19 protein-coding genes and 1 tRNA gene are annotated in these 21,673 nt (G+C 54.5%); 8 read left to right on the forward strand and 12 right to left on the reverse strand.

What is annotated here, in order from left to right; translation table 11 throughout:
* Window positions 1-6 precede the first annotated feature (6 nt).
* Together paaI and paaG are read right to left on the reverse strand one after the other, a co-directional pair.
* The gene (gene paaI, locus AC3CB2_RS02170) at window positions 7-438 is read right to left on the reverse strand and encodes a hydroxyphenylacetyl-CoA thioesterase PaaI (RefSeq protein WP_352931189.1); all 432 of its coding nucleotides are present in this window, start codon (window positions 436-438) and stop codon (window positions 7-9) included.
* Complete coding sequence (gene paaG / locus AC3CB2_RS02175; protein ID WP_352931187.1) at window positions 438-1,253, reverse strand: 2-(1,2-epoxy-1,2-dihydrophenyl)acetyl-CoA isomerase PaaG; 816 nt, start codon at window positions 1,251-1,253, stop codon at window positions 438-440. The genes paaI and paaG overlap by 1 nt, the downstream gene beginning before the upstream one ends.
* 362 nt (window positions 1,254-1,615) lie before the next feature.
* On the opposite strand from paaG, the gene paaN reads away from it, so the two are divergent.
* Entirely contained in the window at window positions 1,616-3,280 is a 1,665-nt protein-coding gene (paaN, locus tag AC3CB2_RS02180) for a phenylacetic acid degradation protein PaaN (protein WP_352931185.1), read from the forward strand.
* 75 nt (window positions 3,281-3,355) lie between these two features.
* On the opposite strand, the gene iolG is transcribed toward paaN, so the two are convergent.
* The 6 genes from iolG to AC3CB2_RS02210 all read right to left on the reverse strand — a co-directional run bounded on the left by iolG (window position 3,356) and on the right by AC3CB2_RS02210 (window position 10,980).
* Entirely contained in the window at window positions 3,356-4,348 is a 993-nt protein-coding gene (iolG, locus tag AC3CB2_RS02185) for an inositol 2-dehydrogenase (protein ID WP_008549805.1), read from the reverse strand.
* A gap of 134 nt (window positions 4,349-4,482) precedes the next feature.
* Window positions 4,483-5,307, reverse strand: coding sequence for a 5-deoxy-glucuronate isomerase (iolB, locus tag AC3CB2_RS02190; protein ID WP_014284512.1), 825 nt, complete (start codon window positions 5,305-5,307; stop codon window positions 4,483-4,485).
* Window positions 5,304-6,212 carry a myo-inosose-2 dehydratase gene (iolE, locus tag AC3CB2_RS02195; protein ID WP_014284513.1) on the reverse strand — a complete coding sequence of 303 codons (909 nt, stop codon included), beginning with the start codon at window positions 6,210-6,212 and terminating at the stop codon, window positions 5,304-5,306. The genes iolB and iolE overlap by 4 nt, the downstream gene beginning before the upstream one ends.
* 5 nt (window positions 6,213-6,217) lie before the next feature.
* Window positions 6,218-8,050 (reverse strand): 3D-(3,5/4)-trihydroxycyclohexane-1,2-dione acylhydrolase (decyclizing), encoded by a 1,833-nt coding sequence (iolD, locus tag AC3CB2_RS02200; RefSeq protein WP_352931183.1) that lies wholly within the window; start codon window positions 8,048-8,050, stop codon window positions 6,218-6,220.
* Window positions 8,047-9,960: a bifunctional 5-dehydro-2-deoxygluconokinase/5-dehydro-2-deoxyphosphogluconate aldolase gene (locus AC3CB2_RS02205; RefSeq protein WP_488390218.1), complete on the reverse strand. Its 1,914-nt coding sequence runs from the start codon at window positions 9,958-9,960 to the stop codon at window positions 8,047-8,049. Before AC3CB2_RS02205 ends, iolD begins: the two co-directional genes overlap by 4 nt.
* A gap of 168 nt (window positions 9,961-10,128) precedes the next feature.
* The gene (locus AC3CB2_RS02210; protein ID WP_008549568.1) at window positions 10,129-10,980 is read right to left on the reverse strand and encodes a MurR/RpiR family transcriptional regulator; all 852 of its coding nucleotides are present in this window, start codon (window positions 10,978-10,980) and stop codon (window positions 10,129-10,131) included.
* A 341-nt stretch (window positions 10,981-11,321) separates the two neighbouring features.
* On the opposite strand from AC3CB2_RS02210, the gene AC3CB2_RS02215 reads away from it, so the two are divergent.
* From AC3CB2_RS02215 to AC3CB2_RS02235, 5 genes are all read left to right on the forward strand, one after another.
* Window positions 11,322-12,248 carry a sugar ABC transporter substrate-binding protein gene (locus AC3CB2_RS02215; protein WP_008549715.1) on the forward strand — a complete coding sequence of 309 codons (927 nt, stop codon included), beginning with the start codon at window positions 11,322-11,324 and terminating at the stop codon, window positions 12,246-12,248.
* Between the two features lie 120 nt (window positions 12,249-12,368).
* Window positions 12,369-13,475 carry an ABC transporter permease gene (locus tag AC3CB2_RS02220; RefSeq protein WP_075700498.1) on the forward strand — a complete coding sequence of 369 codons (1,107 nt, stop codon included), beginning with the start codon at window positions 12,369-12,371 and terminating at the stop codon, window positions 13,473-13,475.
* A 2-nt stretch (window positions 13,476-13,477) separates the two neighbouring features.
* Entirely contained in the window at window positions 13,478-14,257 is a 780-nt protein-coding gene (locus AC3CB2_RS02225) for an ATP-binding cassette domain-containing protein (RefSeq protein WP_008549691.1), read from the forward strand.
* 201 nt (window positions 14,258-14,458) lie between these two features.
* On the forward strand, window positions 14,459-15,571 hold the full coding sequence (locus AC3CB2_RS02230; protein ID WP_352931178.1) for a Gfo/Idh/MocA family protein: 1,113 nt from the start codon (window positions 14,459-14,461) through the stop codon (window positions 15,569-15,571).
* Between the two features lie 201 nt (window positions 15,572-15,772).
* Window positions 15,773-15,848, forward strand: a tRNA-Phe gene (locus tag AC3CB2_RS02235).
* A gap of 95 nt (window positions 15,849-15,943) precedes the next feature.
* Here the strand turns inward: AC3CB2_RS02235 and AC3CB2_RS02240 are convergent.
* On the reverse strand, window positions 15,944-16,405 hold the full coding sequence (locus AC3CB2_RS02240; protein ID WP_352931176.1) for an Lrp/AsnC family transcriptional regulator: 462 nt from the start codon (window positions 16,403-16,405) through the stop codon (window positions 15,944-15,946).
* Window positions 16,406-16,518: 113 nt separating this feature from the next.
* Here AC3CB2_RS02240 and AC3CB2_RS02245 point away from each other — a divergent pair, with 113 nt between their 5' ends.
* Both AC3CB2_RS02245 and AC3CB2_RS02250 read left to right on the forward strand, forming a co-directional pair.
* Complete coding sequence (locus tag AC3CB2_RS02245) at window positions 16,519-17,661, forward strand: amidohydrolase (protein WP_352931174.1); 1,143 nt, start codon at window positions 16,519-16,521, stop codon at window positions 17,659-17,661.
* Window positions 17,662-17,675: 14 nt separating this feature from the next.
* The gene (locus AC3CB2_RS02250; RefSeq protein WP_352931172.1) at window positions 17,676-18,845 is read left to right on the forward strand and encodes a diaminopropionate ammonia-lyase; all 1,170 of its coding nucleotides are present in this window, start codon (window positions 17,676-17,678) and stop codon (window positions 18,843-18,845) included.
* A gap of 17 nt (window positions 18,846-18,862) precedes the next feature.
* Here the strand turns inward: AC3CB2_RS02250 and AC3CB2_RS02255 are convergent, their stop codons facing one another.
* The 3 genes from AC3CB2_RS02255 to AC3CB2_RS02265 are packed head-to-tail and all read right to left on the reverse strand — an operon-like array spanning window position 18,863 to window position 21,668.
* Window positions 18,863-19,627, reverse strand: coding sequence for an ABC transporter ATP-binding protein (locus AC3CB2_RS02255; protein WP_352931170.1), 765 nt, complete (start codon window positions 19,625-19,627; stop codon window positions 18,863-18,865).
* Window positions 19,624-20,679, reverse strand: coding sequence for a FecCD family ABC transporter permease (locus AC3CB2_RS02260; protein ID WP_352931168.1), 1,056 nt, complete (start codon window positions 20,677-20,679; stop codon window positions 19,624-19,626). The genes AC3CB2_RS02255 and AC3CB2_RS02260 overlap by 4 nt, the downstream gene beginning before the upstream one ends.
* Entirely contained in the window at window positions 20,679-21,668 is a 990-nt protein-coding gene (locus AC3CB2_RS02265) for a FecCD family ABC transporter permease (RefSeq protein WP_352931166.1), read from the reverse strand. The genes AC3CB2_RS02260 and AC3CB2_RS02265 overlap by 1 nt, the downstream gene beginning before the upstream one ends.
* Between the last annotated feature and the right edge of the window lie 5 nt (window positions 21,669-21,673).

A 21,673-nucleotide genomic window follows, 5' to 3' on the forward strand; every position in this document is an offset into this window, starting at 1 on the left:
AATAAATTAGGTGCTTAACTCGATATGCGTCCCTTTGATGGTCCTCGAGTTTCCGCGAAATTCTGCAATGCGTGCGCCGTCCTGATTGCACACATGAATGTCGTAGACGCCGGATCGGCCTTGCACGGTAATTTCCTCGGCAGTTGCCGTCAGAACATCATCCTCAAAGGCCGGGGCGAGATAAGTGATGGAGCATTGAAACGCCACAACACGCTGGTTATGGCTGTTGCATGCAAAAGCAAACGCACTGTCCGCCAGGGTAAAAATGTACCCTCCGTGGCATGTCTTGTGCCCATTGGTCATGCGCTCAAGGATCTTCATAGAGATCACAGCACGGCCCGGTGCAATCTCATCCAGCGTCATGCCCAGAGCGCGTGTTGCTTCGTCTTCTTCCCACATGGAGGCCGCAACGGCCTCCGCCAATTCCTGCTTGTTCATTATCGCTTGCCTGAATACTTCGGGGCCCGCTTTTCCATGAAGGCAGTCACACCCTCCAGATAATCCGGCGTACGGCCCGCTTCGCCCTGATAATCCCGCTCCAGATCAAGCTGCTCATCCAGCGTGTTGCCTTCAGAGGCATTAAGCGCCTGCTTGATCAGACCAAGACCAATGGTCGGCCCAACAGAAAGCTCCTGAACCATGGCCGTGGCTTCATCCAGAAACGTCTCGGCAGAAGAGCACTTCCAGATCATGCCCCATTCCTCCGCCTGTGCAGCGGTGATCGGCGTGCCCAGCATGGCAAGCCCGCGCGCCCGGGCAGAGCCTACGAGACGGGGCAGGAAGTAGGTGCCGCCAGAATCCGGCACCAGCCCGATCTTGGCAAAGGCTTGAATGAACTTGGCTTTCTCTGAGGCAATCACGATATCGCACGCCATGGCGATGTTGGCACCAGCCCCGGCAGCCACACCGTTGACCGCACACACGATCGGCATGTTAATCGACTTCAGCTTGCGGATGAGGGGATTATAAAAATCACCGATGGTCTGGGTGAGATCCGGTGGAGGGGAGTCGGGTGTCGGCTTCACGCGGTCACCAAGATCCTGCCCTGCGCAGAACCCTTTGCCCGCCGCTGTCAGCAAAATAGCTCGGCAGTTCTCATCCGCGTCGGCTGCTTCCAGTGCGGCATAAAGCGCACGGTGCATCTCGTCATTGAACGAGTTCAGTTTGTCAGGACGGTTCAGTGTAATCACATGGTAGGTGTCTTTCACATCCACCAGAATGCTCTGCTCGGAAATGACGCTCGTCTCGCTCATGGTCTCTCCCTCCAATAGAGCGCGTTCCGTTTGATCGCTCCAATCAAACGATAAGAATTCGCTCATAAGAAATGTTAGAGCATGATGCGTGAATGCAAATGAACGCAACGTGCTCTTTGATCTGTCATCACTCCCCAGTGAACCACCGAATCTCCTTCAATGAACTTCCAAATTCATGAGGAGAGCCCTCTGGAAAACCTAATCACTTCGTAGGCTGGTCGATGGTTCTAGCAATTTTTGCTTGAAATGACTGACCGGTCGGTAAATTATTGTCTGGAAGTGAAACCGCTGTCAATTGGAATTCAACTCACACATTGGTCGAAGAAACACTGCGGCAGCCGCAGGTTTTTCGAGGAGGAACAATGAGTAACTTTTTTGAAGCACATAAAGACACGCTCTTTCAGGCAGTAAAGACAAGTAAATCAAGAGATTACTGGTCTGCTTACCCTGAGATCGCCTCTGGCAAGATCTATGGCGAAACAGCAAAAGACGATCAGCTTGCAGAATTTGAGGGGATTCTCGGCAAGCCATTTGCATTGGGCCAGCCAACCAACGGCAAGTGGACCGGCGCCGAAACGTCTCCCTATGGCAAGGAACTGGGCGTCACCTATGAAGATGTTGATCCGGCCGAACTGGTCAAAGCCTCGCAGGAAGCTGGTAAGAGCTGGGCCAAAGCATCCGTAGAAGAGCGCGTTGGCGTTGCGCTGGAGATGCTGAACCGCATCAACAAAAAGTCCTTCCTCATCGCCAACGCGGTGATGCACACCTCCGGTCAGGCGTTCATGATGGCGTTCCAGGCAGGTGGCCCACACGCGCAGGACAGAGGCCTTGAGGCCGTTGCCTACGCCTATGACGCGATGACCCAGACACCAACTGAGGTGACCTGGACCAAGCCGCAGGGCAAGCATGATCCAATCGTGCTGGACAAGAAATTCCGCGTTGTACCTCGTGGTGTTGCGCTGGTCATCGGCTGTGCGACCTTCCCAACCTGGAACACCTATCCGGGCATGTTCGCAAGCTTTGTCACTGGCAACCCGGTCATCATCAAACCGCACCCAATGGCGATCCTGCCAATGGCCATCTCCATTCAGATTGGCCGTGAAGTGCTGAAAGAAGCAGGCTTCGATCCAAACGTCCTGCTGCTGGCTGCAGATACCGCTGACGCACCAAAAGCCAAGGAACTGGTCACCGCTGATGCCGTGAAGATCATCGACTTCACCGGCTCCAATGCCTTTGGTGAGTGGGTGCGTGAAAACGCAGGCGATGCGCTGGTCTACACTGAAGAGGCAGGCGTCAACGCGATCACGATCGAGTCGACCGACAACCTGCGTGGCATGGCCAGCAACATCGCGTTCTCCCTGTCGCTCTATTCCGGTCAGATGTGTACCACACCGCAGAATATCTTCGTTCCGCGTGATGGCATTGAAACCAATGACGGCAAGAAGAGCTTTGAGGAAGTGGCAGACGCCATCAAGATCTCGCTGGACAAGCTCCTCGGTGATCCGGCCCGTGCAGCAGCGATCCTCGGTGCCGTACAGAATCCAGCCACGCTGGAGCGTATCGATGCGGCAGGCAAACTGGGCAAGGTGATCCGCTCATCCGAGCCTGTTGAAGGCATGAACGGTGCCCGTTCTGCGACACCAACTGTTGTTGCTGTCGATTCCAAGAACGAAGAAGCCTACATGCAGGAACGTTTCGGCCCGATCTCCTTCATCATCGCTTGTGATGATATCGACGATGCCATCGCCCGTGCAGCCGGTTCTGCAAAGAGCCATGGTGCCATCACCGCAGCGCTATATTCAACGGATGAAGCTGTGATTGATAAGGCCACCGATGCCTATGCCTGGGCAGGTGCACCGCTTTCTGTGAACCTTACTGGCAACATCTACGTGAACCAGTCAGCTGCTTATTCTGACTTCCACGTCACCGGCGCCAACCCAGCAGGCAACGCCAGCCTCACAGACGGCGCCTACGTCGCCAACCGCTTCCGCATCGCGACAGTGCGAAGACAGGCAGCCATGGCGTAAGCTAGACTTTTGAGACACTAAAAAAGGGCCGGTGCAATGCATCGGCCCTTCTCATATTCAAATCTGAAAGCAGACTTAAGCGTTTGCCAGCTCGCGTGCTTTTGCAACTTCAGCTGTTGCTGCTTCTGCCAGCTCAAGAGCCTTCAAACCGTCGAAACCGTTTGGAGAGATCTCGGAACCGCTGGTCAGCGCGTCAACAAAGGCTGTCAGCTCAATGCGGTAAGCTGCTTCATAGCGCTCCATGAAGAAGTCCATGAGAGGCTCAGCAGTGTAACCTTCACCGTTTGCAACAGTCACAGTAGTGGTGCGCATGTTCTCGGCAGAAACCATGCCTTTGGAACCGTGAACTTCCACGCGCTGGTCGTAGCCATAGGTTGCGCGGCGGGAGTTGGTGATGGTGCAGATCTTGCCGCTTGCAGTCTTCAAAGTTGCAGTAGCTGTGTCCACGTCACCAGCTGCGCCGATCTCTTCAGAAACGATCGCGCTGCCCATTGCGTTCACTTCAACAACTTCTTCGCCAAGCAGGAAGCGAGCCATGTCAAAGTCATGGATCATCATGTCTTTGAACAGACCGCCAGAGCGCTTCACGTAGTCGACTGGTGGCGGGGAAGGGTCACGAGAGGTGATCTGAACCATCTCAACGTCACCAATCACACCAGCTTCAATCTGGCGCTTCACTTCAGCAAAGTTCGGATCAAAACGACGGTTGAAGCCAACCATCAGCTTTGCGCCGGTCTCTTCAACGACCTTCAGGCACTCACGAACGCGGTCGCCATCCAGATGGATTGGCTTTTCGCAGAAGATTGCCTTACCAGCGCGTGCCGCCTGCTCAATCTGCTCAGCGTGCAAATCGGTTGGGGTTGCGATGATCACAGCGTCAATCGCCGGATCATTCATGATGGCGTCCAGACCATCAACGCGTGCACCAGTCTGAGCTGCGATTTCTTTTGCAGCATCTTCAAACGGGTCGTACACAGCCGCCAGTTTTGCATTTGCAAGCTGGCTCACAGCTTTTGCGTGGGTTTTGCCAATACGGCCAGCTCCCAACAGGCCAATTGAAACAGTCATAACTTATCTTTCACAACAGCGTTTATATCGCGCACTCCAGCAGAGTTGCCTGGTGGGTCTCCCAAAAGGAGGCGCGTTTATTAAACGCATGCTCCCGCTTAAGAATTTACGGGAACATGCGGATATCAAGTACCTCAGGCGTCCGCAGGTTTTGCGTCGCGCTGAGCAATCCAGTCGTGGTCAGGGTGGTTCTGGAAGCGCCATTTGCGCATCGGGCCAGCCATCACATTCAGGTAGTACATCTCGTAGCCATAAGGTGAGCCACATGGGTGGTGACCTTTTGGTACAAGCACAACATCCCCGCTGGACATCGCAATCGCTTCATCCAGCTCACCATCTTCAGTGAACACACGCTGGAAGCCGAAACCCTGCTCCGGGTTGAGACGGTGATAGTACGTCTCTTCCAGATAGGTCATTTCCGGGAAGTTATCTTCGTCATGACGATGCGGAGGGTAAGAGGACCAGTTGCCCTGAGGTGTGTAAACCTCAGTCACCAGCAGGCTCTCTGCAAAGTCCTGATCTTCCATGGCGATTGGGTGGATATAGCGGGTGTTGGCACCAACGCCGCGCTCAACGCTTGGAATGTCATCCGGGCCAATCACGCGGGCAGGGTAGCTGCCGTCCTTTGCAGGGGCAGTACATACAGCCAGTGTCAGCTTGGTAACAGCGGTTGCGCTCCACTCAGCTCCGGCAGGAACGTACACACACCATGGCTTGATGCGCTCAAACACGTTCTTACGCTCACCAAGGGTGCCAAAGTCCTGACCATCAGAGGTGATGGTCGCTTTGCCTTCCACGATAACCAGAATGGCTTCTTTGCCCTTCATCAGTTCCTTGGCGCTTGCGCCTGGCTCCAGATGATAAAGGCCAAAGCCAACGTAGCCCCAACCGGCGCTTTCAGGCGTGATGTCATGCACCTTGCCCTCTTTGCCATTAGGTTTTACGAGAAGCTTGCTCATGCGACTACCTTCTTATCAAGACCAGCGCTTACAGCCATCTCGCGCAGTGCTTTCAGGCCCATGCTCTGGTATGTGAACGGATTGCGCTGATCAGGATCCTGCTCTGCTTCAATCACCAGCCAGCCTTCATAGCCATGCTCAGCTGCAATCTTCAGCACAGGTTCAAAATCAACGCCGCCTTCTTTATCGCCAGGAACGGTGAATACACCGCGGCGCACGCCTTCTAGGAAGCTCAGGCGCTCGCCTTCAACCTGCTCACGGATGGTTGGACGAACGTTCTTCGCGTGCAGGTGACGCACACGAGCCATATGCTTCTTGGCAACTTCAACCGGGTCCGCACCACCAAACCATGCATGGCCAGTGTCCAGCAGCAGGTAGGTGTTCGGGCCGGTCACTTCCATAAAGCGATCGATCTCTTCACCTGTCTGTACCACAGTACCCATGTGGTGGTGGTAAACGAGGGATATGCCCTGTTCAGCGCAGTAAGCAGCAATCGCTTCCACATCCGCACCAAACTTTGCCCACTGCTCGTCAGCCAGCACAGGCTTATCTGCAAGCGCGGTGTCATCAGCACCATGGATTGCGTTGGAGGTTTCGCAGGTGATGCAAACCTTACAGCCCATAGCTTTCAGCAGGTCGAGGTGAGGCTGGATCGCCTTCTTCTCGTCTTCAACGCTGTGCGCTAGAAGGTTCAGAGAATGCCAGCCGGAAACAAAGGCAAGACCGTGTGGTGCCAGTGCAGCTTTCAGCGCTTCTGGCTCGGTTGGCATCTTGTGGCCTTTTTCGATGCCGTCGAAGCCGATTTCACCGGCTTCTTTAAGGCACTGCTCCAGAGAAATGTGCGCACCGAGAGTACGGTCGTCGTCATTGCTCCATGCAATTGGGTTGGTTCCGTAACGGATCATTGGCCTTAGTCCCCCAAACGCTGATTGGTCAGCGCGCTTTCGTAGCCCTTGCGAGCTTCATTTACTTCTTTTCTTTTTGATACTTCCGGCACAGCCACATCCCACCAATGGCCACCTTCCGGCATGGTTGGCAGCGGATCGGTGTCGATCACAATGCAGTAGGACTTGGTGCTGGCTTTTGCGCGCTCAAGAGCTTCGCCTAGCTCTTCAATGCTCTTAACGTGCTCAGAGGTTGCCCCCATTGCACCCGCATGTGCTGCAAAATCGATGTTGGATGGCTCAACGTGGTATGCGTCATCCAGAAGGTTGTTGAAGTTGTCACCACCGGTCGCCATTTGCAAACGGTTGATGCAGCCGTAACCGCGGTTGTCCAGCAGAACCACGATGATCTTGTGACCCAGCATGACGGAGGTCGCCAGCTCGGAGTTCATCATCATGTAGCTGCCATCGCCAACCATGACGACCACTTCATTCTCAGGTTTGGCCATCTTAACGCCAAGACCGCCGGCAATCTCATAGCCCATGCAGGAGAAGCCGTATTCCAGATGGTAACCACCCGGCTTGTCGGTCTTCCAAAGCTTGTGCAGTTCGCCCGGCAGGCCACCAGCAGCACACACAACAGTGGTGTCTGCGTTGGATGCGCGCTGAACAGCACCGATCACTTGCGCATCAGTTGGCAGCTCATTGCCACCATCAGGTGCTGCAGTTGCGTTCTCTACAGCTGCGAGCCATGTCGCACGGTGAGACGCACCATCGGTTTCAGCTTTCCAGTTGCCCAGGTTCTGGCTGAGAGCCTGCAGGCCAACACGCGCATCACACACCAGCGGAAGCGCGTTGTGCTTGCCACTGTCATAAGAGGCTGCGTTCAGCTGCAAGATACGACGACCCGGGTTCTTAAACAGCGCCCAGGAGCCTGTGGTGAAGTCCTGCAGGCGGGTGCCCACAGCGATGATCAGATCAGCATCTTCCGCAATTGCGTTCGCAGCAGCAGAACCGGTCACACCAATACTGCCCAGATTCAGCTCATGGTCCCATGGCAGAGCGGACTTACCAGCCTGCGTTTCAGCAACTGGTACGTTGTGTGTCTCAGCAAAGCTCTTCAGATCGTCCGTTGCCAGAGAGTAGTGTACACCACCACCAGCAATGATCATTGGTTTCTTCGCAGCGCGGATAGCAGCAACTGCAGTTTCGAGCTCCAGCGCATCTGGTGCAGGGCGGCGGAAGTGCAGGGTGCGCTCTTCAAAGAAGCTCAGCGGCCAGTCAAACGCTTCTGCCTGCACATCCTGACACATGGCCAGAGTTACAGGACCACACTCAACCGGATCAGTCATAACCGCCATAGCGCGCGGCAGAGCAGTCAGAAGCTGCTCAGGGCGCTGGATGCGGTCATAGTAACGGCTCACAGGGCGGAAAGTGTCGTTTGCGCTGACGGTGCCATCCTGGAAGTCTTCGATCTGCTGAAGCACAGGATCTGGCGCACGGTTTGCAAACACATCGCCTGGAAGCAGCAGAACCGGCAGGCGGTTCACGTGAGCCAGAGCCGCAGCGGTCACCATATTAGTCGCACCTGGACCAATGGAAGTGGTCACAGCCATCGCACGGCGACGGTTAGACGCTTTGGCATAGGAAATCGCCGCGTGGGCCATGCCTTGCTCGTTGTGACCGCGATAGGTCGGTAGCGTGTCTTGGGCGTGATAAAGCGCTTCACCAAGACCCGCCACGTTACCGTGACCAAAAATAGCCCAGACGCCAGCAATAAAGCTGTCTCCCTCAGGCGTTTTCTGGGCTGCTAGATAGCGAACCAGAGCCTGTGCGGCTGTTAATCTGATCGTACTCATGCAACTTCTTTCTTATCCGCTCGGGCCTGCTCCCAGACAGAACCGAGACCTTCAAATTTCGCAACCATGTTCGCAATGGCTTCTTCGTCAGAAATGTTTCCGCCAAGCCACTTCTCAGCCGCTTCAGCAAAAATAGTACGGCCTACAGCAAAACCTTTCACAAGGTCGTACTTGCCTGCAACCTCAAAGCTCGCTGCGAGCTCTTCAGCCGGTGCATCAAGGCCAAGAACCACAATACCGCGGCACCAAGGGTCATTCTTTTCGATCGCGTCACAAGCTTTCTGCCAGCCTGCGTCGGTCTTCAATGGCTCCAGCTTCCACCAGTCAGGGTAGACACCCAGATCATAGAAGCGCTGAATGATGGTCGCGGTGGTGTCATCATCAACCGGTCCAACCTTGGACGGGATGACTTCCAGCAAAAACTCCAGATTATTTTCGCGGCACGCATGTGCAAGGCGAAGAATCGTCTCTTCCTGACGCGCTTTCATCTCAGCGCTGTCATCAGGATGGTAGAAGCACAGCACCTTAACCACGTGCTCAACTGGCCATTCTGCCAGCTGGCTACCAAGGTCAGGACCAATCTCCAGCTCCAGCGGACGGGAACCCGGCAGTTCAACAGGGCGGCCAATCCAGAGACCCGTACCGGTTGCCTTGAACAGCGCTTCCTCACCAAGACGGCCATCACACAGAATGCCGTAGTCGTCACCACCTGCGCGAACCTGCTGAGCAGCTTTGAGGCAAAGCTCTTTGAACTCAGGGATCTTGTCTTCAGAAGCGCCAACTTTGGCAGCCATGTCTTCCAACTGAGAGCGATGGTCGAAGGCAAATACCTTCATGTTGGACCAGTCACCTTTACGGTTGGTCGCCCAGTGGATCTGCTCCAGCTTCTTGTCTTTGCGTAGAGCGTGCTCGGTGGACCCGTTCTCAAGGAACCACTGCAGCTCTTCCCAGCTTGGATAAGCCGGCGCACAGCCGTGACGGGATACAGCAAACGCACCACAAGCATTCGCGTAGGTGAGGGTGGTTTCCCAGGTCTCATCTTTCAGCCAGCCGCGCAGCAGGCCGGACATGAAACCATCACCCGCGCCAAGCACGTTGAACACTTCAATCGGGAAGCCCGGACCGGACTTGCCGTCATCAAGGCTCGCGCCAATCTCATCTTCAAACACCACGGCGCCCATAGGACCACGCTTACAAACAAGAGCAGCCTTGCTGACCTTGCGCACCGCGTTCAGGGCTTCAAGCGTATCGGTGGAACCGCCTGCGATATGGAATTCTTCTTCCGTACCCACGATCAGATCAAACAAGTGCAGGTGCTTTTGCAGCTCGGCAGTCACTTTCTCAGAGGCGATGAAGCGCTCTTCACCGTCACCGTGACCAGCAAGACCCCAGAGGTTCGGACGGTAATCAATGTCTAGAGCAGTGCGCGCGCCGTTCTCTTTCGCAAGACGCAGCGCTTTAAGTACAGCAGCTTCAGTGCGTGGATGCGAAAGGTGCGTACCTGTGACGGTCACACACCCTGCTTGGGCAATAAAGTCAGGATCAATGTCATCTTCGCACAGCGCCATGTCGGCACAGTTCTCGCGATAGAAGATCAGCGGAAACTGTTCTTTGTCGCGAATACCAAGAATAACAAGTGCGGTCAGACGCTCTTTGTCGGTGACAAGACCATCGACACAAACGCCTTCTTTAACCAGCTGCTCGCGAATGAAGCGGCCCATGTGCTCATCCCCTACGCGGGAGATCAGGGCAGACTTCAGCCCAAGACGAGCTGTTCCGACTGACATATTGGTTGGTGAGCCGCCGACATACTTATTAAACGAAGACATGTCTTCAAGTCGGCTGCCAACCTGCGTTCCATACAGGTCGACCGATGACCGGCCGATTGTGATGACATCAAGTGATTTCAACGGATTCTCCCAATCAGGTACTAGCATTTCCTGAAAGATTACATATTCCAAAAATAATCACAAGTGGAATGTATGTTCAAAATAGAATGAGCTTCATTCCAAAATTTGGAGAAGCTCTCTTCTATTTTCGGTGCTGTGTGGGCTTCCCTTTGATTCCTTAGAGATACTCTAGGAGAGGGAGGTCCACTTTCGCGCATCGCCAACTGCAACAGCGATAGAAGTTGCAAGGCACATGGTTGTGGAGAGTGAACGGAAAGCGCCGTGCTCTGCCTCATTAACCTCCAGAACGGTTGAAGAAACGCGGGCGATTGGAGACAGAACACTGTCTGTCAAAGACACCACCGCCACGCCGCGGCCAAAGGCTTTACTGGCAAACTCAACCACCTCTGGAGAGTAGGGGCTGAAGGTCGCCACAAACAATGCATCGTTCTCATTGATGAACTGAACGCGCTCTTCCAGAATGCCTCCCGTGTATTCCAGAAGATTGGTTCTGACGCCCATCTTGCCCAATGTATAGTGCAGGTAGCTAACCACTGGGTATGCACGTCTAAGTCCCAATAAGTGTATGTTTTCTGCAGCTGATAGCGCTTCAATGGTGCGTTCCAGCGCCACCGTATCCACCTGCCGCAGCAGATCATCCAGCGACTGTTTGGAGCGTTCCACGAAGTTGCCCAGAATGCTGCCAGGGGTGTTTGTTCCGCTTTCACGGATCTTGGTCAGGCGCTCTGTATACTCAGAGCTGCGGCCAACCAGTTGCCCCTGGAAGATCTGTTGCATCTGCGAGAAACCATCAAACCCCAGAGTCTGCGCAAAGCGTACAAGAGTAGACGGCTGCACGCCTGCAGCGCTGGCAATCTCCGCTGTTGTGCCAAGAGCGATTCTGTCCGGATTTGCTAATGCGTACCGTGCGCACTGCAAAAGTCTCTTCGGCATGCTCTCCGAAAGAGTACTTATTCTAGCCTTCAGGCTCTCGTAATCCGAGGGAATGTCTGGGCTAATTGCATCTAAATTCTGTGTCATGAAAAAAATCTATTCCAAAACTTGAAAAACCGCAATGTACGTTCTATAAATTTGGAATGAATTTTCCGAATTGAAAAAATTTGGATGAATTCTACGATTGTAGGGCCGGTAACACGCGCTCTGTCCATCTACCTTGTATCTTGCAGATCCGGCACGGATTTGCCGCAAACAGGCTTGCGTTGATATAAAAGGGGATGGGTGCTTTCGCCCGTGGGACGGCTGAGCACTACAATATATGCGGAGACGCATTCGAACTCTGGTGTTTATGGACGAGATACACACCGGACTTCTAGGGGAAACCCTGACTTAAAATTGGCATGCGCCAATCTTGGGAGGTTTATATGAAAAAGACTTTACGCGCGTTCGTAGCTGCTGCTGCGATCATGACTGCACCTGCTGTAATGGCTGCTGACATTATTGTTGTGAGCCACGGCCAGGCAAACGACCCATTCTGGTCTGTTGTTAAAAACGGTGTAGACAAAGCAGCAAAAGACAGCGGCGCAAACGTTTCTTACCGTGCTCCAGAAACTTTTGACATGGTGGCTATGAGCCAGCTTATCGATGCAGCCATCGTTCAGGAGCCGGACGGAATTGTTGTGTCCATTCCAGATGGCGACGCGCTTGGTCCATCCATCACCAAAGCAGTGGAAGCTGGCATCCCTGTCATCTCCATGAACTCCGGTAGCGACGTGTCCGCAAGCTTCGGCACCCTGCTTCACGTAGGTCAGGATGAGTTTGACGCCGGTAAAGCAGCAGGTAAGAAGCTTGCTGACATGGGCGGCAAGGTCGGCATCTGCGTCAATCAGGAAGTGGGCAACGTTTCCCTCGACCTGCGTTGTGAAGGCTTTGCAGCTGGCTTCGGTGGCAACGTGACCGTTGTTCCAACCAACAACGATCCGGCAGAAGTAGAAGCTAAAATCAAGGCAACTCTGGAATCCAACGAAGACATCGACACCATCATGGGTCTTGGTGCTTCTCTCGTGGGTGAGCCAGCAGTAGCAGCGGTTGAAGCTGTAGGACGCACTGGTGAAGTAAATGTAGCAACCTTCGACATGTCCGCAGGCTTCCTGCAGGCAGTTGTTGACGGCAAAGCAGCATTTGCAATTGACCAGCAGCAGTTCCTGCAGGGCTACCTGCCAGTTATCTTCCTCGCTCTCAATGCAGAGTACGGACTTATTCCAGGTGGCAACGTTCCATCCGGTCCAAACCTGATCACTGCTGACAAAGCAGGCCAGGTTGTTGAGCTGTCCGCCCAAGGCATCCGCTAGGACGTATCCCCGAAAAGTGAAATTCGGTTTTCGGGTAAGGATACGTGACTGGCTCTAAGGAGCTTTGCTATGGGAGGGGTGCACGCATCCCTCTCATCAATGCAAACTGAGGGAAATAAAATGTCCGATCTTGCTGTTGAGAGCGCGGACGAAAGAGTAAAAAAAATCTCGCTCATCTCCCGGCTCATGAAGCGTCCGGAACTCGGCGCTATTGCTGGCCTTGCTCTCGTAACAATCTTCTTTCTTTTCACTGCTGACTCCAAGATGTTCACCCTTGCGGGGATCATGAACTTCATGACGCCTGCTGCCCAGCTCGGCATTCTGGCAATCGGAGCGGCACTTCTCATGATCGGCGGCGAGTTTGACCTCTCCGTTGGATCCATGGTTGCGTTCACAGGGCTGATCTTCGGCGCGGCAATGGTCACCTTCGACCTGCCGTTGTTTGCAGCGATTATTGTCACCTTCATGGCGGCAGCTGCGATGGGTGCCCTCAACGGGCAGATCGTTATCCGCACAGGTCTGCCGTCCTTTATTGTAACGCTGGCGTTCCTCTTCATCTTGCGTGGTCTGTCTCTGGTTGGCCTCAAAGCTGCAACTGGTGGCTCCACCCAGCTCCGTGGCATCCGTCAGGAGTTTGAAGGCTCGTGGTTGGCTGAGTTCTTCAGCGGCGAAGCGTTTACACCTCTGTTCTACTGGTTGGCGGAATCTGGCTGGATCGACACCTTCAAATCCGGCAAACCAAAGGTCGACGGTGTTCCGGTTGATATCATCTGGTTCCTGCTGCTCGCTCTTGTGGCCACCTGGGTGCTCCTGCGCTCCCGTTATGGCAGCTGGATCTTTGCAGCTGGCGGCGACAGCAACGCAGCAAGCAACTCCGGTGTTCCGGTGCGCAAGGTCAAGATGTACCTGTTCATGTTCACCGCATGTTGTGCAGCGCTTGTCGCAATCCTCACCGTGATGGATGCAGGCTCCACCGATGCCCGTCGTGGCTTCCAGAAGGAGTTTGAGGCCATCATTGCAGCGGTGATTGGTGGCTGTCTGCTCACTGGTGGTTATGGGTCTGCGATTGGTGCGTTCTTCGGCTCCATCATCTTCGGAATGGTGCTGATCGGCCTCAGCTACACCAACATCGATCAGGACTGGTATCTGGTCTTCCTTGGTTCCATGCTGCTGATTGCGGTGTTGTTTAACAACATGATCCGCAAGCGCGTCACAGGGGAGCGCTGATCATGACATCACCTATCGTAGAGATGAAGAACATCGAAAAGCACTTCGGTTCCGTAATTGCTTTGGCTGGTGTTTCCTTCTCTGTCATGCCCGGTGAAGTGCATTGTCTGCTTGGTGACAATGGTGCAGGTAAATCCACCTTCATCAAAACCATGTCCGGCGTGCACAAGCCAAGTAAGGGCGAGATCTTCGTTGATGGTCAGAAACAGGTCTTTGAAAGCCCGCGCGATGCAATGAATTCTGGCATCGCAACGGTGCACCAGGATCTGGCCATGATCCCGCTCATGTCCATCACCCGCAACTTCTGGCTGGGTCGCGAGCCGGTCAAGAAGTTCGGACCAATCTCTTACTTTGATCACAAGTACGCTAACGAAGTGACCATGGAAGAGATGTCCAAGATGGGCATTAACCTGCGTGAACCGGATCAGGCCGTGGGCACACTGTCCGGCGGTGAGCGCCAGACAGTCGCAATTGCACGCGCCGTGTACTTCGGTGCGAAAGTCCTCATCCTTGATGAGCCGACCTCTGCTCTGGGCGTACGTCAGACTTCAAACGTGCTCTCGACCATGGATAAAGTCCGCAAGAAAGGTGTTGGCGTCGTGTTCATTTCGCACAATGTACGTCACGCCATGGCAGTGGGGGATCGCTTCACAGTGCTGAACCGGGGCAAAACCCTCGGCACTGCGAAGAAGGGCGAGATCACCGCTGAGGAACTACAAGACTTGATGGCTGGCGGGCAGGAGCTTGCCAGTCTGGAGGCATCATTGGGCGGCACCGTGTGATGCGTATTTCCGGGAACTAAACTCAGTTCTCGGTCCAGGCATACGCAACATACAGGTTGTTCAATGGCACATTGAGGAGCGGCATTACCCGATCATGCCGCTCCTTCTTTCTAGCAATGCTCCGTTTCAAAGCGCGTTCTGTGGGAACCAATTAAGAACAAGAACCCGCTTCGCTCTGGGAGCACTTTCAGGATTACTGAGATGGAAAAAATCGGCGTAGGTCTGATTGGAACCGGATATATGGGCAAATGTCATGCTCTGGCATGGAATGCCGTATCCGGTGTGTTTGGTGGTGAGCTCAAGCCAGAACTGGTAACGCTTGCTGAGGTGAATGAAGAGCTGGCAGCTGCACGCGCAAAAGACTTCGGCTTTGCCAAGTCAACGGGCAACTGGCGCGATATGCTGGCTGACCCTGATATTCATATTATCTCGATTACCACGCCGAACGAGTTCCACCCGGAAATGGCGATTGCAGCTCTGGAAGCTGGCAAGCACGTTTACTGCGAAAAGCCAATGGCGCCTTCCTTTGAAGATGCCCAGAAGATGCTCGAAGCATCCCGCAAGTCCGGCAAGAAAACCTTCCTCGGCTACAACTACATCCAGAACCCGATGATGCGCCGCATCCGCGACCTGCTCAACTCAGGTGAGATCGGGGACGTGCTTCAGATTCGTCTTGAGATGGATGAAGACTTCATGGCCAACCCGGATGATGAATGGGGCATCAAGAGTGGTGCAGCTTCTGGTTTCGGTGCTCTGGACGACTTCGGCGTACACACCATGTCTTTGCTTATGGCACTGGACCTGCGCATCGCTAAAGTCATGTGCCACATGACCAAGCCATACGCGACCCGTAAGGACGCATCCGGCAACGATAAGACCGTAGAAACCTTTGACGCTGCCACCGTGCTGTTTGAGCTGGAAAACGGCGGCAACGGCACATTGCAGCTCAACCGCTCCGCATGGGGCCGCAAAGGCCGTATCGCCGTACAGATCTTCGGCTCCAAAGGCTCCATCGTTTATGATCAGGAACGCATGAACGAAATGCACGTCTACAAGGCCGAAGGCGATGTCGCAGGACAGGGCTACACCACCATTCTGGCTGGTCCGGCTCATGAGCCATACGACCGCTTTATCCCAGCTCCAGGCCACGGCCTCGGCTTCAACGACCTGAAGATCATCGAAGTCAATGAGATCCTGAAGAGTCTGCAGGGGCAAGAAAGCCATTTGATCGACTTCGAACGCGGCATCTTCATCGAAGGCCTCGTTCAGTCCATGGCCAAATCCCACGAACAGTCTGGTTGGGTCACCGTTTAAAATCCATAGATATCGGAATGAAAAGGGCGCTCCACCAGCGCCCTTTTTTGTAGGGTGAATTCTTGCTTGCAAGGTCTTCAGCGAAAAAAAAGATTTAACCCCCTAAAAGCCTTTGGGAAAACTCTTTGAGGTGCTGGACAGACAAACTTTCCCATCCTATAAGACCCTCACCTCAGCGGGGCACACTGCCCAACGCGACAGGCCCGGATAGCTCAGTTGGTAGAGCAGCGGATTGAAAATCCGCGTGTCGGTGGTTCGAATCCGCCTCCGGGCACCACTTATCTCCTTGAAATTGTTAGATAGTAAGTCGCTAAACAATTGGTGTGTTGCTAGTTCGGCATATGGCTCCACCTGTAAGTCTAGCTCTCCCCATCAAACCGAAACCTTCACCCCTGTCTTAATCGGATCCATTGAAACGAAGGTTTTGAATTTTTTGATGTTTCCGTTTTTGAAGAAAATACGGCGGGTGAACTCTTCGTAAGCTGACATGCTTTCAACGACGACGACCAATACGAAATCAATCTCTCCCGTCACATAGAAGCATTGCTGGACTTCCGGGGCATCGCGGAAGATTTGCTTGGCTGCGTCGATATCGGTTGGTAGTTCACTGACCAGTTCTACCTCAACGAAAATGGTGATCGGCAGGCCCACCATTGCTGGATCAACCACAGCAACATTGGCAGCAATAACACCTTCTGCTTCCATACGCCGAATGCGGCGTTGGACGGAGGGGGCGGACAAGTTGACGGCCTCTCCAATCTTCTGCTGGGAGGTACGGTTGTCTGCTTGGAGTATGCGTAAAATGGCGCGGTCATATGAGTCGAGAGGTGTCATGTGAAAGATTATTGCATATCATGGGCTTATATTCAGCGCATTTTTCGCGACACATGAAGTATTCTTTCATTCGACCAATTGAACTACAGCATGCCGCCTCTCGGGAGTACTCCATGGCTGACTTTGCGCATCGTCTTCAGGCCCTTCGGCATGAATTTCATCAAAATCCCGAACTTGGCTTTCAGGAGGAGTGGACCAAGGCACGGATCGCGCGCCATCTGCGTGATCTGGGCATTGAAACCCATGAGGGCGTAGGTGTCGTTGGTGTCCTAAGAGCCGGTAACGGCCATAAAGCCATTGGCATACGTGCGGACTTTGATGCGCTGCCCATCACCGAGCTCAACGACTTTGCGCACCGGTCTCGCAATGAGGGCGTGATGCATGCCTGTGGCCATGATGGACACACCACGATACTCTTGGGGGCTGCGGAGCTTCTGGCCAAATCTCCTGAGTTTGATGGAACAGTTGTGCTCCTGTTCCAGCCCAACGAAGAGCATGGTCTAGGTGCGCAGGCCATGATTGACGAAGGTGTTTTGCAGCAGTTTCCAATTGATGAGGTCTATGGACTGCACAACCTGCCGGGAGAACCTGTTGGGCGGATATCTACCCGGGCAGGGGTGATCTGCTTCAGTGAAAGTCTGTTTGAGATCACGATCAAAGGGCAGGGCGGACATGCCTCAATGCCTCAGGCTGGTCGCGAAACAATGACCCCAGCTGCCGAGCTGGTTCTGGCGCTTCAAACTATCGTCTCCCGAAAGCTGCCACCGTCTTCTGGCGCTGTGGTTTCAGTAACAGAGTTTATCACCGATGGTCAGCGCAACGTCTTACCGGGTCACACGCTGCTGAAGGGAGAAGTCCGTGCTGCCTCTCCGGAACACCGAAAACAGGTCGAGACCCATCTGAGGCAGATTGCAGAGGGTGTTGGGGTGAGCCATGGTGTCGATGTTTCAGTGGAGTTCCGCACGGAGTTCATTGAAGCGATCAATGATGCCGATGCCGCTTCTCATGTGATTGAAACAGCCAGAACGATGGGGCTGGAGCATGACGGTGCGCGCCCTTCCATGACGTTTTCTGAGGACTTCGCAAACTTTGCTGCACAAGTTCCCGGCTGTTTTCTCTTGATGGGAAACGGCACGGAAGGCGCCCACGCCAAACCCTTGCACGCAGCTGATTATGATTTCAACGATGAGCTTCTGGAGACAGGAGCTCGGTTCTGGGCTGAGTTGGCAAAGCAGCGTCTCCCAAAAGGCAAGTAAGCAGGAGTATCCCTATGTCTAAAAGCATCTCATATACGCAGGGGTCTCCTGATTTTGGCCCGGCAGCATTCTCCGTTTTGCCCGAAACTGCTTTCGCTCAGGCGATTGCCGAGATCACCCAGTGGGAAGGATATACACCCAGCCCGTTATTTTTTCTGCCGTCTTTGGCGCAGGAGGTTGGGGTAGGGGCGATCCTCTACAAACATGAAGGTCCTCGCTTTGGTCTTGGAAGCTTCAAGGCCCTAGGCGGGGCGTATGCTGCATTGCGTGTGCTGCAGCGGGAAGTATCACGCCGCACCGGAGAAGAAGTCTCCCTCTCAGATATTCGTAACGGGCACTACGCAGATCAGGTGAGCAGCATCACCTTGGCATCCGCAACCGATGGCAATCATGGCCGGTCTCTTGCCTGGGGATGCCAGAGATTTGGTGCGCCCTGCAAAATCTACATTCATGCGGAAGTCAGCGAGGGCCGTGAGCAAGCGATGCAGGAGCTAGGTGCAGAAGTTATTCGCATCGATGGAGACTATGATGCATCCGTTGAAATGTGTCGGAGTGAAGCTGAAGCCGCTGGCTGGTTTGTTGTGTCTGACACATCCTGGCCCGGCTATACTGAGCCTCCGCGGGATGTAATGGCAGGCTATGGGGTCATGACCCACGAGATATTTAATGATCTAGAAAGCCCGCCGACCCATGTATTTTTGCAGGCTGGTGTAGGGGGCATGGCAGCTGCTGTTGCTGCCTCACTACGGCAGCACTGGAAGGCTGAAGCCCCAAAAGTCTGTATTGTTGAGCCGGACCTCGCTGCTTGCCTGTTTGAAAGTGCCAAGCAGCGGCAGGCCGCATCCGTTGAAATTGACGAAGAGACGATCATGGCAGGCCTGTCCTGTGGCGTTCCCTCTCCAATGGCCTGGGAAATCCTGAGCAGCGAATGCTCGCATTTCCTCACCATCAGCGATGACCTCATCGTCCCAACAGTGCGCCGCCTTGCACATCCCCATGGCAATGACCCTGCCATCCAGGCAGGCGAAAGCGGCGTCGCCGGCCTCGCCGCAGTGATCGAAGCCTCCAAAGACCCAGAGCTCTGTCATGAGCTGTACCTTACCCCAAACTCCAGAATCCTCCTGATCGGCTCTGAAGGCGTCACCGACCCTGAAATCTACACTCAGATCATGGAAGACAGCTAGCGATAGCTGTTTCCCTCTCAAACAGGTGTCACCACGGGTGTCTGAGACACGGGATCAGCATAAACGTTGGTTGCGATCTCATAAACGGAGCTGACCAGGGAGGGGCTGACCACATCGTGTGGGGTGCCTTCTGCGAAGAGGGCGCCGTTTCGCATGACGATGAGGTGGTCGGCATAACGGGAGGCCTGGGCGATGTCGTGAAGGACGACGACGACCGTGCGGCCCTGACTGTTGAGCTGCTGGAGCAGGTCCAGCGTCTCGTATTGGTAGCGAATGTCCAGATAACTGGTGGGTTCATCCAGCATGATGTAGGGCGTATCCTGAGCCAGACACATGGCGATGAAGGCACGCTGGCGCTGACCACCGGAAAGGTCTTTCAAAGCGCGATCCTTGAAGCTGTAAAGCCCGGATGTGTGCAGGGCCTCTTCAACAAATTCGACATCACGGCGACTGCGAATGCCCAGTATGGACTGATGCGGAGCGCGGCCATAACCAACCAGCTGCTCAACGCTGATGCCAGTCGGAACAACCGGGCTTTGCGGAAGAAAAGCAATCTGCCGCGCAACGGTTTTCGCAGGCAGCCGATGGATCTCCTTCCCATCAACGGTGATGCTGCCCGTGTTGAGCTTGTTGATCTGCCCAATGGTCTTCAGCAGCGTGGATTTTCCGCAGCCATTGGGACCGATCAAAGCCGCATAACTGCCCTTCTGAATGGTTAGATTGATGCTTTGAAGTGAAAACTCTTCGTAGCCAGAAGTCACGTTTGAAAGAACGATGCTCATGCGCTCTGTCCTTTTTGAGATCTGGTCATGATCCAGATGAAATAAGGGGCGCCCAGCATGGCGCTCAAAATACCTGCGGAAACCTCAATCGGCGGCGCAATGGCACGCCCGACAGCATCTGCCAGAACAACCAGCAAGGCGCCCACCAGTGCAGCTGTTGGCAGCAGCACACGATGTCTGCCGCCAACCAATGACCGGCTGATGTGAGGAGACATAAGGCCGATAAAGCCGATCACGCCCACAACGCCCACAGAGATACTGGCCAGCAACGTGGCAACACCCAGCAGCAACAGCCGCATCTTGTTGGTGCTCTGGCCCAGACCGCGCGCCGTCTGGTCTCCCAGTTGTTGCAGATCCAGTTGATAGGACAGCACCATGGTCAGACCCAGCAGACCGATCAGTGGCAACCAGATGGATTGCACATGTGCCCATGTGCGCGCCCATAATGAGCCGGTCAGCCACACAAGCGGATTGGAAATCTCCAGCGTGGCAGCGGTCACCAGCAGGTAATCAACGCCTGCATCACACACCATCCCAACTGCAATACCCACCAATGCAAGACGGGCAGGAGAGACCTGACGCAAGTGAGCTGCAAACAGAACAATCACGGCAGCAACGATGCCGCCCAAAGCTGCTGCCACGGGCAGGTAGGTGACGGGCATCTCAGGCAGGAACATGATCGTTCCCAAAGCTGCCAGTGCTGCACCAGAGTTGATGCCAATGATCTTCGGGCTCGCCAATGGATTTCGTACAATCGCCTGCACAATCACACCGGAAACAGCAAGGCTCGCACCGGCCATAAGGGCAATCAGAACGCGGGGTAAACGAGACTTCCAGATGATGTAAGTCTGCTTTGGTCCTTCAAGATCAAACAGGCTGTTGATGATGACATCCAGCGGAATGCTGACAGCGCCCATGCCAAGGCTGATCATGCTGGCAGTGATGCAGGCAATGAACAGAAGCAACTGAACGCGAAACGCTTTGGTGCTGCGATGGGTTTTAAAGTCCACCCGCCACTGTGGAGGCGCGGAGGTCTCGGAGAGCACGCTCATCAGTCAATCTCCTTGGCGGTGATGGTCAGGTAAAGGAAATAGGGTGCACCAATCAACGCCGAGACCACGCCAACGGCAGTCTCCTCAGGAAAGTTGATCAGCTTGGAAACGCCATCTGCAACCAGCATCAGGGTCGCGCCGCACAGCATCACGGCAGGAACCAATACACGGTGATCCGTTCCAAACCCGGCTCGGCATAAATGCGGAATGATGAGCCCCACAAACATCACAGGGCCAGCCACGGACACAGAAACGCCGGTCAAAATGGAAGCAAGAAGAATGCCGAACAGCAGAGTAAAACGTGGGTCAGACCCAAGCCCTTTCGAGGCAGCTTCCCCAAGCGCCATCAGATTGAGCTTGTGAGACATGAAGAATGTCATCACACCGGCAGCCAGACACCACACCAGAAGTGGCGTGGCCTGCTTCCAGCGCACATCGGCAATGTCACCGGTTGTCCATTGAATAACGGAAAGCGCCAGTTCGTCGTCCAGCGTAAACGTAAAGCGCACCAGCGCGAATGCGAAAGCACTGACAGCCACCCCGGAAAGGATCAGGCGCAGAGCACTGAGCGTGCCCTTCAATCCACCCGCAAGCGTCAGGGTCAGGCCACCAGCAAAGGCGGCACCCAGCACGGCCATGGTGTCGATGTTAAAGATCACGAGAGATGGAAACACCAGCCCGATAGCAATACCAAGAGCAGCGCCCTGGTTGATACCGAGGATGGAGGGAGAAGAAAGTGGGTTGCGCGTTGTGGCCTGCAGCAGCAACCCGGCAAGGCCCAGGTTAGCGCCAATCAACGCAGCAATCAGAGTACGTGGGGCACGGATGTCCCAGATTATGGAAAGGCTCTGCTCATCCAGCTGCGCAGACAGCGCGCTCAGAATCTGATCAAAGCCGATATCTTGCCGGCCACCTGTGGCAAGGGACAGCGCCGCTCCTGCGAGCAGCGCCATCCCCATAAGGCTCCAGTACATGGCAGTCAATGGCATGTGCG

This window comes from Pseudovibrio sp. SCP20, assembly GCF_057774105.1.

Bases quoted from the DNA above. Each gene is read 5' to 3' on its own strand.
- paaI (WP_352931189.1), bottom strand. From the start codon at position 438: ATGAACAAGCAGGAATTGGCGGAGGCCGTTGCGGCCTCCATGTGGGAA.
- paaG (WP_352931187.1), bottom strand. From the start codon at position 1,253: ATGAGCGAGACGAGCGTCATTTCCGAGCAGAGCATTCTGGTGGATGTG.
- paaN (WP_352931185.1), top strand. From the start codon at position 1,616: ATGAGTAACTTTTTTGAAGCACATAAAGACACGCTCTTTCAGGCAGTA.
- iolG (WP_008549805.1), bottom strand. From the start codon at position 4,348: ATGACTGTTTCAATTGGCCTGTTGGGAGCTGGCCGTATTGGCAAAACC.
- iolB (WP_014284512.1), bottom strand. From the start codon at position 5,307: ATGAGCAAGCTTCTCGTAAAACCTAATGGCAAAGAGGGCAAGGTGCAT.
- iolE (WP_014284513.1), bottom strand. From the start codon at position 6,212: ATGATCCGTTACGGAACCAACCCAATTGCATGGAGCAATGACGACGAC.
- iolD (WP_352931183.1), bottom strand. From the start codon at position 8,050: ATGAGTACGATCAGATTAACAGCCGCACAGGCTCTGGTTCGCTATCTA.
- AC3CB2_RS02210 (WP_008549568.1), bottom strand. From the start codon at position 10,980: ATGACACAGAATTTAGATGCAATTAGCCCAGACATTCCCTCGGATTAC.
- AC3CB2_RS02215 (WP_008549715.1), top strand. From the start codon at position 11,322: ATGAAAAAGACTTTACGCGCGTTCGTAGCTGCTGCTGCGATCATGACT.
- AC3CB2_RS02220 (WP_075700498.1), top strand. From the start codon at position 12,369: ATGTCCGATCTTGCTGTTGAGAGCGCGGACGAAAGAGTAAAAAAAATC.
- AC3CB2_RS02225 (WP_008549691.1), top strand. From the start codon at position 13,478: ATGACATCACCTATCGTAGAGATGAAGAACATCGAAAAGCACTTCGGT.
- AC3CB2_RS02230 (WP_352931178.1), top strand. From the start codon at position 14,459: ATGGAAAAAATCGGCGTAGGTCTGATTGGAACCGGATATATGGGCAAA.
- AC3CB2_RS02240 (WP_352931176.1), bottom strand. From the start codon at position 16,405: ATGACACCTCTCGACTCATATGACCGCGCCATTTTACGCATACTCCAA.
- AC3CB2_RS02245 (WP_352931174.1), top strand. From the start codon at position 16,519: ATGGCTGACTTTGCGCATCGTCTTCAGGCCCTTCGGCATGAATTTCAT.
- AC3CB2_RS02250 (WP_352931172.1), top strand. From the start codon at position 17,676: ATGTCTAAAAGCATCTCATATACGCAGGGGTCTCCTGATTTTGGCCCG.
- AC3CB2_RS02255 (WP_352931170.1), bottom strand. From the start codon at position 19,627: ATGAGCATCGTTCTTTCAAACGTGACTTCTGGCTACGAAGAGTTTTCA.
- AC3CB2_RS02260 (WP_352931168.1), bottom strand. From the start codon at position 20,679: ATGAGCGTGCTCTCCGAGACCTCCGCGCCTCCACAGTGGCGGGTGGAC.
- AC3CB2_RS02265 (WP_352931166.1), bottom strand. From the start codon at position 21,668: ATGCCATTGACTGCCATGTACTGGAGCCTTATGGGGATGGCGCTGCTC.